A 14,354-nucleotide genomic window follows, 5' to 3' on the forward strand; every position below is an offset into this window, starting at 1 on the left:
TTACCCTCACTAATTAAATAATCCTTCAAAAGTGCCGTCATCTTCGTGATGTATCAACTGCTCTAAATCTGGCTGCGAAGCATGGTCTGATGCTTCAGGAGCAGTTAATGGTTGCAAATCAAGCTCAACCTTTGGTGTTTTGGTCACTGGTCGAATAGGTTTTGTAGCTGTGGCAGGTTGTAATACAGCATCTTCTAAATCCAGACCGAAACTTTCAACCAGATAGCTAATATGCAGCTTCAAGCGATAAACCGCGTTCTTAGCACACTGCTTTAATTCCTCATCTGAACACCCTGCATTCCTCATTGCAAATGGTAGCCAATAGGCGGACAGGGCAGAAAATAGTTTATCTCTCTCGCTAAGAACTAAATTTTCCTTGGCTTTAAGAAAGTTGACCAAGGCAACATTAGATTCTTGAGATTCCAAAGCAATACGGCATCGGTACTCGATTGGCTTATCCATTGGCAGTACCTACCTGTACTTTATTTTGCCTCATACTGTTACCACACAGGTAGAAAAATAATCCATAAACATCGGTTAATCGATATTGCAGGGATTTGGCAGCCACTTGAGAGAAATTACTGGTGATTTGTGATTCCAAATGGTCACACCAGTTAACTGTAGATGCCGAAAACAAGTTATTCAGTTGAGAGCGAAAATAGTGAGCAGTACCGCCACCAATAATCACTTCATCAACATCGCGGGGAACTTGCAACTTTAACCAATTGGACAACATCATCCAGTATTCTTTTCTGCCGTTAGTCACAGCAGTTCTAATTGTGGCTAACTCATGTTCTTTGTAAGCTGCATCGACAGCCGCCAATTCTTCTAGAGCTTTAGGATTAATATTTCGCCCCGCTTTACAAATTGCCGCCGTTAACTGATGGGCATTCAAGCCGGATGTTTGCGCCATCACAGATTCAATCATTTTGGAGAATCCCAAAGGTTCCGTTTTTCCTTTGCTCATTTCCCCGCGTTCAATCACTAGGATAGAAGTATCGCGGTATCCCAGCATGATCACAGCAATGGTCTGGTCTTTGATACTAGAGCCGGGGGCGCGGCCTCTAGTTAGAATGCCACCACCTTCTGGGAGGCAGATAAAAGCATCCACTACAAAGGATTTGGACTGTTCCTTGAACTTATAGTCAGCTAGTGCTTTAGTGATTAGCTCTTGAAATAACGCCCTATCTTGGTATTCTCCCCAAGGAAGTAAAATACCTAATCTGATAGAGGAGTTATTGGGTAACTCATGTTTAGAAGCGATCGCGCCCACCATCGCCAAGACTTTAGGTAAAGCTAGTTCAAACTTGCGGCGTTGCAGTTGCAAATCTGCATTAAAGCGCTTCCTTGCTAAAAAGCCCACAGCTTGGAAGTTGTTTTGATATTCAATCCAAGCACTGTTTTCAGGGGAAGAACTACCCACTTTACTTTGTTCATAAGCTTGTAAACTTTCCAGAGGGACTGTAGCGACTTCCGGCTCCATCAAAATCAGTTCTGGTTTAAAGCTTTCCAAGGTGTAAAAACATTTGAGAAACGAACCACCCGGATCTACTGCCAGCGTTAATGGGTTCATAAAATTTGATGACTCAGTAGATGAAAATCTTGGTAACAAAACACATCAGCGTGCGATGTCAGTTTTATGTGAAATCTATGGTAAACTCTCGTGATTTTCATGTTAATACTATGTGAAAACCATGTCATTTTCATGGGAACTCTAAGTTTCTTAACATGGAAGCTATGTTAAATCCTTGGTAAAACTATGGCAGTTTCACGGCAGATTCATGTCAGTTTTATGTGAAAACCATGTCAGCCCCAAAAAATCAACTTTTCGCACAGTACGCAAAAAAGTTTTGCCAGAAAAAAGCACTTGTTTTAAAATTTATTTGGGCAGAAAAATTTTTTATTAACTAATACAAAGATTTGAATTACCCAATACTACAGAAAGTAACTCCAACGCTTTTAAAGACTCAAGCGCATCAAATGATGTCGATGTGTTATTGGAAGAATAGGTGTTACTGGAGTAGTCAGGCATCATCCAGAAAGCAATCTTCTGCTGATGTGGTGATTCGGGTAGCTGATTTACAACAAGTCAATTGGGTGGGCTTTAATTTTTGTAAATATCATGAACAGGCAGTGGGAATATTTCAAGAACTACCCAAGAGTGAAAAATTCTTTTATGAGCTAAAGCCCAACCATTACGCATCATTTAAAGTATGGTGTGTTGATGCAATGCACTTTGAAAACTTAATAAACAAGCTCAACAATTATACAGATGTAGAACTTGAATTTATCATCAGCAATCCTCAGCAAATACCTGAAATCTTTCAACCTTTGAACCTGACATTCTACGAAAGGAACAGAGGATGTTAACAGGAAAGAACACAGAACCACAGCAAGCAGTACATTACTTCATGGAAGGGTATTACCAAGAAGGTGCTTCACGCTGGTCTGGTAAAGGTGCGAAGAAATTAGGATTGTCAGGAGCCGTGGATGACCAAGAAACCTTTTTCAACATTGTCAATGGGTTGTCACCTGATGGTAGTCAACCTTTATGTGCTAGAAAGTTGAACTCGTCGCAACGTCGGGCAGCTACAGACTTTACATTCTCTGCACCCAAGAGTGTCAGCCTACAAGCGTTAGTGGGTGGGGATGAAAGGCTGATTACTGCTCATGGGTTAGCAGTAGAGAAGACTTTACAACTGATTGAAGAACGCTATAGCTACACCAGAGCCACAACTGAGAAAGGGCAAGAACTACTCCCAACTAATAACTTAGTCATCGCCGAGTTTGACCATATCGAAACCAGGGAACTAGACCCACATCTCCACACCCATGCTTTGGTCATGAATATGACGCAGCTTGAAAGTGGTCAATGGTATAGTCTTTTCAATGATGAAATTTTCAAAAATAAGAAATTTCTGGGCATGGTGTACCAGAATTACCTAGCTCTCGAAGTACAAAAGCTAGGTTACGAGGTAAAAGCAAGAGAACACGGGCAGTTTGAGATTAAAGGCTTTCGAGATGAGGATTTAAAAGAGTTTTCTAAACGACGGCAGCAGATATTAAGTGCGGCTGGAGAAAACGCAACTTGGGCAGAGCGTGAAGCGGCTTGGACTGCTACTCGTAACATCAAGCAGAAAATTAACCCTACGGAATTGAAAGCCAAGTGGCGAGAGGAAGCGGCGGCATTAGGTGTCAAGTTTGTACAACCGCAAGAGGCGCAACCTCTGCTACAACCCCGGTTAGTGAGTTATGAAAATTTAGATTCGGCGATCGCTCACTGCTCAGAAAGAAATGTAGCTTTTACCCAGGAAGATTTGGAGAAATTCATTCTTAATCAAGGTTTAGCAACGGATGTCAGCCAAATTGAGCCGATAGTGCAAACCAATCCTGAATTACTAAGCCTATCTTCCCAAAAGCGCGACTTTACCACATTGGCAGCAGTCAACCGGGAATTGGCAACCATTAACTTAATGCAGTCTGGGCAAGGTAAAGTTAGTCCACTGGCCCACCCGGAAGTAGTTGAAAACCATTTGGAAACAACTGCTTTAAACCCGGATCAGCGTCGAGCGGTACTAACAACAGCAACCACAACAGACCAATTTACCGCATGGCAGGGGGTAGCCGGTGCTGGTAAAACTTTCGCTCTCAAGGAGTTAAAAGCGATCGCCGCCGCATCGGGCTACACCATTAAAGGGTTTGCCCCCAGTTCGATGGCCGCTAAAGTCCTGAGTCAAGAGTTAGATGTTCAAGCTGAGACTGTTGCTAGATTACTGGTGTCTGAACCGCCCCAAGAGATTGAATTGAATCAAATTTGGGTAGTGGATGAAGCAGGGTTACTCAGTGCTAAAGATGCCCTTGCCCTTTTAGAACGAGCAGCCCAACTGCAAGCCAGAGTTTTGTTAGTGGGGGACACAAAACAGTTATCAGCCGTAGAAGCTGGCAACCCGTTTAAATCTCTGCAACAGGCGGGAATTAAGACTAGCTACTTAAACGAATCGAATAGACAACGTGCGCCGAAACTAAAATTGGCAGTAGACTTGATTGCTGATGGTCAAATTGAGGAAGGATTTAACCGTTTGGATGAAAACGGTTGTATTGAGACTGTAACGGCAGAATCCAAAATTGCGGCGATCGCCGATGAGTATGTAACAGCCACACCCGAACAACGAGCGCGAACCCTAGTATTAGCGGGAACCAATAAGGAGCGTTTGGCAATTACACAAGCGATTCGGGAGCATTTGAGAACTGAAGGTAGTTTAGGGACTGCGACCACTATCACCCAACTGCAAGCCAAAGACCTCACATCGGTACAAATGCGCTACAGCCACAACTTTGAGTTGGGTGATATGGTCATGCCAACTCGTAGTTACAAACGCCGGGGGCTGGAGAAAGGTCAACTTTATGAAGTGGTGGGTAAGGATGGTGACGGGCTAAGGCTCGAAGCTCCTGATGGGCGACACTTTCAAGTAGATACAGGTTTTAATAAAGCAGTTTACCACCGTCAAAATATTGAAATTGCCGAGGGCGATCGCCTACGCTGGACAAAAAATGATCGTCAATTAGGACGACGCAACGGTCAGGAGTTTGTAGTTAAGGCCATTGCTGGTTCTAATGCTCAAATCGAGTATTTAGATAGCGGTCAAACTGAATTTATCAACTTACAACAAGCCCAACACCTGGATTATGCAACAGTCAGCACTACGTACAGCAGCCAGGGCAAAACGGCAGACCGAGTGCTGATAGCGGCGGATTACACTATTGGGCAAGAAAGTTTTTATGTTGCGGTTAGCCGTGCTAGGTATGAATTAAAACTGTACACGGAAAATAAAGACGATTTACTAGCCCTGGCGCAGTCAAGTAGGGCTAAGGAAAATGCACTGGCGCTACTACGGCAGAAAGAATTAGAGAAGCAACGCCAGTCAAAACTAGAGAAAGAAATGGTTACATCTGCTGCAATTGTAGCGAAGGAACCGCGAAGCCCAGGAGCGGAGGAGCGGAGGAGCGGAGGAGCAGGGGAGCGGGGGAGCGGAGGAGCAGGGGAGCAGGGGAGCAGAGGAGCAGAGGAGAAATCTTATACTAATTCCCCCCCTCTGCCCCCCTACCCCTCTGCCCCAGAGCCTAATTCCTCCCCTCTGCCCCCCTACCCCTCTGCCCCTCTGCCCAATTCTGCCCCTCTGCCTACTTCTACTCCCAAACCTGTTATTAAGAAACCAGTCCCTAAAGCAGCACAGCTTACAGTAGCATTCTGGACTCCAGATCATGTGGCTGAAGTACCTGAACAACTAGACTCCCAACACTGGCGAGAACTGGTGTTTGGTAGTGCCATTCACCCTCTAATTGCTACCCGTAACTTTAAAAGTCTGCACCAAACTAGAGATTGGGAACATGAGGCTTGGGAATACCTCATGTACAGTGAGCATCTGCCACGCACGAACACAGGTAGATTATCGTCGGGAATCATGAGTAAGTATACTCATATTGAAGATGGCGGCTGGTGGTGTGATGCTGGCGTTAATCCCAAGTCTTTTGCTAACTTACAGCCTGGAGATAAACCTGATAGAACATTGTGGGGATGCTACAAACCTAACAATCCCAGAGAAAAAGCGGATAAGCCCGGCAAATTCATCAAATATGAGCATCCGCCCAAAACTGAACTTAGTATTTTCTTGCTTGATGTACCGGATGAGGTAGCAGACCGTATCTATGAAAAACATGGGGTACAGCCAAGCGAAAGCGATGGCGGAACGCCCAGCGTAGCTGATCGCGCCTCTGGATTTTGGTATTGTGTTTGGAAACATAATCTACCAGTCACGATCACTGAGGGAGCCAAGAAAGCAGCCAGTCTGTTAAGCCAAGGTCATGCTGCAATTGGACTACCCGGAATTTATGCTGGTTATCGCAGTAAGGATGAGTTAGGGGAAAAGGTGAAAGCTAGACTCATGGACGAGTTAGCTGTTTTCGCCACACCAGGACGCGAGTGTACTTTCTGCTTTGATTACGAGACGCGACCGGAAACGAAGCAGAACATAGAGATTGCAATCTCACGTACTGGTGGGCTACTGGAGGAACAGGGAGCTAAGGTCAAAGTGGTAACTTTGCCAGGGCCAGATAAAGGTGTTGATGATTTGATTGTGTCTCAGGGGCCACTGGCATACGAGAAGGTATATTACGAAGCATCAACCCTCAAAGCATGGCGAGATAACAATAATCAACAACGACATACGCCGCCAGCACCACCTAAAAAATTGAGCGACTTTGAACGAAAACAACGACTTCAAGAACGTTTTTCTGGTCAACTGACCCAATCAGCATTTAAGAAAGTAATCGATGGACTGACTAACCAAGAGCTACTGTATTTAGAACAAGCTGTTAAGGAATATTTTTCAGAGACAGTAGCACAAGTTCCGCCTCCAATTGATAGGCAAACTATTGAAAGTCAAATTAGCCAATTACAACAACAAATTGATAGCTTATGGATAAAACACACCCAACAAGAGAAAGCTATCAGAAAAATGGAGCTTATTCCGCTTCATCAGTTGAGTAATAAGTATGAGTTAATGCTAAATCAGCAATTAGAAACTATCGGCACTATCAAAGAATTATTTACTCAGAAACAGCAACTAGAATCAGATATATCCCAATGGGAAATCCAGGTTCAAAAGCATGAAACCTGGAAGAGGGAACCGAAAACTATAGAGATGAGTACCATTTATAATTTACTTAAAACTCCTCAATTACAAGAGCGTTTAACAACCATTAAAGAGACACAAAAACAGAGAGAACGAGAAGTTAAAGCTAAATTGACTATTTCCCGTCAACCATCTCCACAACCGAGACGAGGTTTTAGGAGATAAAATTAGCGTCTTAGTTTTGATGATTGTGAATGAGTTGGTGCTTTGGGTTTCAAATAATTATGAACAACAGCTTCTACTTTGTTGAGAGATTCAACATCGCTTTCTGTTGCAGCAGTTGTTAAGTCACCTTCTACCATAACAGGTCTACCATCTTTAGCCGTAATCGAAAGATTACTTCCTTGCTGATGAAAGCGAAAACTTTTACTTTCATAAGTCATTGAACCATCTGCGTTTGTTTGACCAAAAAGACGCAGCATGGAGTCAACACTTTTAGCAATGGCTTTCCCTTTAGCCTCCATCACACTATTTGTTACCTTCTCATAGTTCTGCTTAACAGTATGATTGAGTGCAGAATTTATATCTCCAACAGCTTGAGTTACTTGCTTGTGAACTGTATTTACTTCTTCAGTGATTTTGCTACTAACAGCACCTAAAGCGCCTTGATGACGTTCTACACCCTGCTGAATTTCATTATGTACAAGCTCCTTAACTTCACTAATACCAGTTTTGACAACATCGGCTTGTGTTTTCAAATCATTTTTCATCGCCTCCATTTGAGATTGCATTTCAGTTTTTAGAGACTCAATCTGACTGTCTAGTTGAGCCTTAATTTTATCCATCTTTGGGGTCAGTGCTGATTGAATTTGTGTCTTAATTTCCTCTATTTTTGGAGTTAAACTAGATTTAACTTGCTCATACAAGCCTTGGGCAGATTTTTTGACATTAGTTTCGAGTTTACCTATCCAGTCTTTTAAAGATTGGTTCTGTACATGAGGATTATTACGACTATTAACCGCCGCCAACCCTTTCTGTAACTGCTCAATTGTTCTCTGCTGTGTATCAAAAGCAGCCTTGAGGTTGTTAAATTCAGTTAATAGTGCATTAATCTCTTCTGGAGATTTCTGTTGCTGATTATTGAAATTATCAATTACTTTCTGTTGTGATTCAACCTGTCGCTGTAAAGTATCAACTTGACTTTGTAAATCCTTGATACTAACTGGTGATTTCTGAGGAGATTTAGCGACATTCTTAGTTTGGCTATTAGTTAAGTTTTGAGCCGTCTTAGTAGCTAGTTCCAGCTTATCTGTTATAACTTTCCCGTCTTTAACATGAAAAGCCTTGTCCTTACCAATCATAATTCGGACAGAACCTTTCAGTTCTTGAGGAGAATTGATAGCTTTTTGCAACTGCTCTACTAAATCTGAGTTGACCAGATTTACAGATACTTCCCCATGAGGATTACCTTTATATTGGAGTTGTTTCCCGACAAAAATTGATATATCTTTATTGGCATCTGCTCCTTGAAACTGTCCTTTCTCCATAACTTTTTGCAAGATATCATTAAGGATTTCTAGATAATCTTGCTGTATCTGTTTACTCTCGGCTTTAATTTCATCCATGATTCTCTACCTGTAAAACAGAATTTAACAATGCAGTTGGTTCAATCACTAAATCTGGTAAAATCACTCCACCTAATCGATTAAGAATTTCTTGACCTTCTATTTGGATATAAGCCCATTGGTCATCAATCTGCACAGCAATAGACTTTGTATTAACGTCTAAATCATCCAGCCTATAGTCCTCTAGTATTCCATTGAAAATAAACACATGAGGACTGGGGGTATTGCCGTAATAGATTTCAATCATTTCTGGGATATAGTTGTCGGGGAATGGTGGTTCATCCCAAAATTCAGCCGCGTTCATAATATCAATTCGATGTTCATTAGCTAAGGCGACAATATCTAGCGGTAGTTTAGCTAAAAGACCCAATTCATAATCGGAAAACTTATTCATCTTCTCCTCCTAAATTTCATTCTGCATAATCTTCTCAGCTTCTTCTTTTTCTTCTACCAAAGGCAATAACCTTTCGGCTTCTAATCTTCTGATTTCCAATTCTTCACCAGATGGCTCTCTCAATGTTGATTGAGCTATGAATTTTTGCTGTAATTTGTACCATTTCTCTACGCTCTCTACTTCGGAATCTTTATCGGCTTTGGGAATTTGAATTTGTTCTAATAGCGGTAGCCCTACCTCTCTACCTCCTCTAAATCCAGGGCTAACAATTATGGCTCTACCTTCTGGTAACGAGTTAAACTGATTGATTTCAAACAGGTTCCTAGTGCTGTTTTGCTCAGATAAAGATGTACTGGCTCCTCCTTTACCGCCAGAGGTACGAGAACGTTCTTTATGCTTAATTTGTTCATCTCCTAAAAAGTTACTAAACCTTTGGGCAGCTACATCATCTTGCGGATTAAAAAAGGCTTTTGTTGCACAACCACCAAAAATAGCGTTAGCAACTTCCTCTGAATATGCTTTTTCAAGCTGTGAAATATTCTGGAAACCCAAGATAGAAACTAAACCATCTTCGCGGTTTTGATTCAGCCAATCTACTAAAGCAGGAAGATACAAAGTAGGTAATTCATCTAATGCTAAAACTAGGGGTTCAGTTCTTTTTTTAGCAACATTTCGACTTACTAAAAGATGCAGAATGGAAACTAACAGTGGGGCTATGACATCCCGTTTTTCTTTGTCCATACCGAAGATAACCATCTTCCGTCCTGTCAAGTCCAAGGGGATATTTGTTTTTCCACAGAACGCGGACAAGGTTGATGGGGTCATAAAGCGAGTAAACAACCCGCTTGTTGTACCCACAATGCTAGAGGCTGTTTCTGGACTACCAGCTACAGATAAGAATTGATCAAAGGCAACTTTTACCCAAGGATTTAGGTCTGCTTGCTGAATGCGGTCAATCAGCCTGGGTAAACTGAGAAGTTGATGGCACATCATAATGTCCGGGAAGCTTGTACCGCGTGCCAGCATAAAAATAGCCTGTGCCAACTGATCTCCTGCATTCGCAAAAAACCCGCTATCGGAAGAGTCGCCACTTGTTAGCTTAAAATTACGGTTCAGGACGATGGCTAATTGACGTGCCATTTCCGCATCAGTCGGACTGCGGAGGAAATCGAGGGGATTTGCTACCCCTGACTCTGGAAAGCCTGGAGACAGTATTGTTACTTCATAACCACGCTCTGCTGCATAACCTGCCAGCTTGGGCGCTTGTCCTTTGGCTTCTGCTTTTTCTGACTCCTGATGACAATATTTGTAATCGTAGATAATTATTGGTAGCCCCTGGTCAATGGCGGAACGTATCAGAGGATTAATCATGGAGAAGGTTTTACCAGACCCCCCACTTCCAGTAACTAAAATACCACGCTGCCCATCTGGGAAATAAAGCCTGTTTTTATCTTCTGGAATGTTGGTAATGCGTTTGTTGCCAACAACTTGGAATTTAGTACCTTTGGGTGTACCTATATATAAAGCTACTCTGTTATGTCTGCGTTCAGTAATCTGTTTACAGGCCAGCTTACGAGCTGCTGTTTTCTCCCTACTCCCTGCCCATCGCGCCCGTGCTAACTTGTTTGATGCCCCTCGCCCTTCCATCGACTTGGCTAACATCAATGCACCAACACTTACAAGTAATGCCAAACCCATTGGGGAGAAGAAGGCATCGTAAAAGTTTTGGGGAACGATATCGTGGGCTAGAGAATCTGTTGAGGCTGAGGAAGATTCCTTTGTCAAATTCTTCCCCAGCTTCCCCGGCTGCACACCTCCCCCATCCCTGATGACGGTTGTTGTAGATGTTGCCGTCATGTTCACCCCCTCCCTAGAATGACTAAATCATTTTCTCTAACTGGAACCCAAGGGACTGGCCCAATAAAATAGGGTGTACAGGATTTTCCGCCTAAGAAGAAGTTCATGCAGATACGAAAGAATAGCCCAAAGTTAGCTGTACCCGTAGACTCGTTTACACCAGTAAGGACAACTTTGAAACCTGAACCATAAACCAACCTACCTGTTGGTTCTTTACCGCCGTTGACACGCTGTAATATCCCAAAACCGCCATCTACTTGCTGTGAAGAACCAGAAGCCCAACGTTTACCGTAGAGGTTGCCTTGTGTCCCCGCGACATCCCCCAGTTCTAAGTAAGGACACTCTTGACCCACTCCACAGGCGACAACAACAGTTTTGTTGGCACGGGTGACTTTGCCAGACACGAAATAATTCTCTCTTGCCCTGGAATCTCCACGTTCCGATTTCCCTAAAACCACAGAGGCTATACCCACTACATCCAGACCAGAATTTATTGGCTGAGGCATTTTATCAAAAGGTACTTTGTTTAATCCTGGTACTTGATTAATAAAGCTTTGCTGCCAATTGAGAAATTTATTAATTTTGGTTTTTGTTAATCTGGGAATTGAGCTTAATGGATATTTGCTTAAATCTAGTTGGCTTAATGAAAGTTTACTGGCTTGGGGATAGGAATATAAGATTTCTCCAAGTGTAGCTCCTGTAAAAATTCCCTTACTTCTCAGTAAGTCTTGAATTGGCTTAATTCTGTCAACATTGATATTTTTTAAATTAGGAATTGCCTTGACTAAAGACCCTATGTTTTGCCATTTTATTAAACCAAAATCTTTTAATGTTGTTGGGGAATTTTGGCTGACTCCTCTGCTAAATATATCATCTAGAGTAAATTCGCTTTGAGCAAAAGCTTCATCCACGTCTCCCAACATAACTACAGAGTCAATATTCTGTCCGGCTGACCATGAACGGGAGGGATTATAGCCTAATTTAGCAGCAATCTCTGGGGATACATTGAGGTATCCAGGCTCAGTTAGTGGATCTAAACTACTCCAGTTTATTTTTGACCAATCAGGAGATTTTAATTGGTATTTACCTGATGTGTAAGTTACTGTGGGAATTTCTGCTACTGCTGCTATTGGTAATTCTAACAATGATGCAGCAATTAAAGATGTAGATACTATTGAGAAAACAGTTTTTTTTAAAATCATTAGTTTTGCCCCCACTCAATTAATTTATTGAATAGTTCTTGGGGAATACCTGATAATCTAATAGCCTCGACCCTAGTTTTACCTCTTCTGAGTAAACGGATGGTATCTTGTGCTTTACGCCATTCTCCAGACTTAGGTTTAATTACACCGTTATTAACTGCTAGTCCTAGTCCATAAGCTAGGGCATTTGCATCATTTCTTTTTAATGAAGTCCCTACTTGTAAAGAGTTAGTAGTTGATAGATTTACCTTGTTTTCAGGGGTTCTTTCTACAGGGTTATTATTAGTTTGCTGGGATAAATTTTCGTTGGGTTTACTTGTGGAAATTGCCGATACTCTTGAGTTTGAGGAATTAATCAAGTTATTATTAATGGCTTGTTGAGATCCCCTACTCCTCCGCTCCTCTGCCCCCCTGCTCCTCTGCTCCCCTGCCCCCCTACTCCTCTGCTCCTCTGCCCCCCTGCTCCTCTGCTCCTCCGCTCCTCTGCCCCTCTGCTCCCCTGCTCCCCTGCTCCCATTACCAGAACCAGCCCTTACCTGATAACTTTGAGTTGGTAGAGAACTGATTTGGGTGACAGGTGGCTTTTCAACTAACACAGGTGTTGGCTTCTCTGAATCTGGCTTAATAATTAGAGTTGTATAGTCTGGGCTACCTCCAGCCGGGGTCAACTTAAATTGGTACTGCTTTTGTCCTTCTGCACTAACAGTAATCACTGTAATTACTGTGCTGCCATCTTTGCTGGCAGTTAGAGCAGGGAAATTAATCGGTTTTATCTGCCTCAAAAATAAGACTGTAGCTCCACCAGTCCCACAATTCTCATCATTTGATGCACCACGTTGACACAAATTACCGTTGGAAGTCAGAGCGAAACGTGACGGATCTCCAAGCCACACTTGCTTGATTATTTCACCTGTAGGGATAAAGTTAATGGTTAGTCCGTAACCACTCCAAACTTTTAAATCAATCCCTCTACTATTGCTTCCTTGAGCGTCCTGTGAATATACATTTCTGGCTGGTGGTAATGCTAAAGATATGCCGACATTACTACCAATAACTAATGTAGTTGCCAGTAAAACAGCTAAACTTTTCATATCGAGATGGACTGATTTACAAAAACTTGTACTTGCTGACCTGCTTCAATTACAAAGACTTGTTGTTGTTGCTGTAGCCCTTGTATTTGACGCTCGTTTGAGTTTTTCATTCTTTCTAAGATTTCATTGATGCTACCTTCAGCAAAACCAGCTACTAAATTTTTTTCACCGTTATTTGTGGTGGTAGTAGTTGTACCGAGTGAACTAATTGTCGTTTCGGAATTAGCTCGATTTTGAATTTCCGCTACTTTGGATAAGCCAGATAGCAAGGATGCCATTAGTGAAGAACCCAAATTCTCCCCACCTTTACGCGATTGGGCTTTGAGTAAATTGCCGTTCTTACCTAATATCAAAATAGAATTTGCAGGCAATTGTTTCTCTTGTGTTGTGCTGCCATTATTAACCAGTGCAGCCACCGCCGTCATTTGGGCTATTTCTGAATTACTTGGGTTAACAACAGCAACAATATAAGAACCCTTGGGTAATACTTCCTCTCCATCGAATGCTTTCAATGGTTGCGACAGTCTAATTAAACAATTCTGCCCTTGCTGATTACTGACATTGCTACCTAGCCAAGCAACGGGAGTTTCCATCACCCCTGCGGCACGAGTGCCGACTAAAACCCGCTTGCCATCATAGTTAGTCTGTGATGTGGGCGAATTTTGATTGGTCTGAGAAGCACTGACTGACCTAACTCCTGAACCTCCCTCTACTTGGGCATTTTTCAAATCTGGTTGTTCATAGTTTGATTCACTGCTGCTAGAGTCACTGGAAGAGTAATTGCCCACATTTGCTGCTGCTAACCATTCCTGCATCGGGTCTTTGGGGCTAGTTCTTACTGAAGGTAATGGCTGGGAATTGCTAACGTTAGGTTTGATAGCTACAGGTTTAGGTTGAGGAGTAGGGGATGAAGGGATAGGGGCCGGAGAAAACTGTTGTCTAGTCGGTGGGTTAGAAGCAACCTGATAGGTTCCAGTTGATCTAGTAATGGGTGTAGGCGGCGGTGGTGGCGCTTGATAAGTTGTTGGTTGCCTTTGTACTGGTACAGCTTTGACAGTAACGGCAGTTGTAGCAGTAGTTGTTGGCGATGGGGTAGGGGATGGGGTAGATGATACATCTCCATTATCTTTTTTGGCGATCGCTTGCAATTCACCTTTTTGAGATGTGATAGCGATCGCTGTTTTTAGCTCTCCCTTTTCGTTTTCTTCATTATCTGGTTTAACTTCTGGAGTAGTTTTTGTGTTTTGTTCACTTTGATTATTGCTGGGTGAATTTAAAGCTCCCGTTAGTGTGCCAATCATCGCACTAAAACTGATGACTAACAGCAAAACTCCACCGGAGATTGTTAGTCCTTTTAACAAAGGATGTCCAGCTACAGGACGAGTAGTGACAACTTCTTCTGGTTCACTTTGTAGCTCCTTAGCTGTTGATTCTGGTGATGTTGTTGAATCAGCTTTAATCTCTACCCCATTCATTTGAGCAAATTCTTGGCTACGATTGCCATCATTGGTAGTAGCTTTAGAATTAGGCTGCTCTACAACTTTATTCGACAT

10 protein-coding genes are annotated in these 14,354 nt (G+C 42.5%); 2 read left to right on the forward strand and 8 right to left on the reverse strand.

Annotated features, from left to right (window positions below; translation table 11 throughout):
• Positions 1-9: 9 nt before the first annotated feature.
• Together H6G83_RS26155 and H6G83_RS26160 are read right to left on the reverse strand one after the other, a co-directional pair.
• Entirely contained in the window at positions 10-462 is a 453-nt protein-coding gene (locus H6G83_RS26155) for a hypothetical protein (RefSeq protein ID WP_242044822.1), read from the reverse strand.
• Positions 455-1,573: a ParM/StbA family protein gene (locus H6G83_RS26160; RefSeq protein WP_190477446.1), complete on the reverse strand. Its 1,119-nt coding sequence runs from the start codon at positions 1,571-1,573 to the stop codon at positions 455-457. Before H6G83_RS26160 ends, H6G83_RS26155 begins: the two co-directional genes overlap by 8 nt.
• Before the next feature lie 347 nt (positions 1,574-1,920).
• On the opposite strand from H6G83_RS26160, the gene H6G83_RS26165 reads away from it, so the two are divergent.
• Both H6G83_RS26165 and mobF read left to right on the forward strand, forming a co-directional pair.
• The gene (locus tag H6G83_RS26165; RefSeq protein WP_242044824.1) at positions 1,921-2,370 is read left to right on the forward strand and encodes a hypothetical protein; all 450 of its coding nucleotides are present in this window, start codon (positions 1,921-1,923) and stop codon (positions 2,368-2,370) included.
• The gene (mobF, locus tag H6G83_RS26170; RefSeq protein ID WP_190477448.1) at positions 2,364-6,857 is read left to right on the forward strand and encodes a MobF family relaxase; all 4,494 of its coding nucleotides are present in this window, start codon (positions 2,364-2,366) and stop codon (positions 6,855-6,857) included. The genes H6G83_RS26165 and mobF overlap by 7 nt, the downstream gene beginning before the upstream one ends.
• A gap of 2 nt (positions 6,858-6,859) precedes the next feature.
• Here mobF and H6G83_RS26175 read toward each other — a convergent pair whose 3' ends face one another.
• From H6G83_RS26175 to H6G83_RS26200, 6 genes are read right to left on the reverse strand one after another with little or no spacing between them, the layout of a single operon-like run.
• Entirely contained in the window at positions 6,860-8,257 is a 1,398-nt protein-coding gene (locus H6G83_RS26175) for a hypothetical protein (protein WP_242044825.1), read from the reverse strand.
• Positions 8,250-8,651 carry a hypothetical protein gene (locus tag H6G83_RS26180; protein ID WP_190477450.1) on the reverse strand — a complete coding sequence of 134 codons (402 nt, stop codon included), beginning with the start codon at positions 8,649-8,651 and terminating at the stop codon, positions 8,250-8,252. Before H6G83_RS26180 ends, H6G83_RS26175 begins: the two co-directional genes overlap by 8 nt.
• 9 nt (positions 8,652-8,660) lie before the next feature.
• Positions 8,661-10,508, reverse strand: a complete 1,848-nt coding sequence (locus H6G83_RS26185) for a type IV secretory system conjugative DNA transfer family protein (RefSeq protein ID WP_190477452.1) — start codon at positions 10,506-10,508, stop codon at positions 8,661-8,663.
• A gap of 2 nt (positions 10,509-10,510) precedes the next feature.
• Positions 10,511-11,710, reverse strand: a complete 1,200-nt coding sequence (locus tag H6G83_RS26190; protein WP_190477454.1) for a hypothetical protein — start codon at positions 11,708-11,710, stop codon at positions 10,511-10,513.
• Positions 11,710-12,801 carry a hypothetical protein gene (locus H6G83_RS26195; protein ID WP_190477456.1) on the reverse strand — a complete coding sequence of 364 codons (1,092 nt, stop codon included), beginning with the start codon at positions 12,799-12,801 and terminating at the stop codon, positions 11,710-11,712. The genes H6G83_RS26190 and H6G83_RS26195 overlap by 1 nt, the downstream gene beginning before the upstream one ends.
• The gene (locus tag H6G83_RS26200; protein ID WP_190477458.1) at positions 12,798-14,354 is read right to left on the reverse strand and encodes a TrbI/VirB10 family protein; all 1,557 of its coding nucleotides are present in this window, start codon (positions 14,352-14,354) and stop codon (positions 12,798-12,800) included. The genes H6G83_RS26195 and H6G83_RS26200 overlap by 4 nt, the downstream gene beginning before the upstream one ends.

Origin of the sequence: Anabaena azotica FACHB-119, assembly GCF_014697625.1 — a bacterium.
Classification (GTDB): Bacteria; Cyanobacteriota; Cyanobacteriia; order Cyanobacteriales; family Nostocaceae; genus Trichormus; species Trichormus azoticus_A.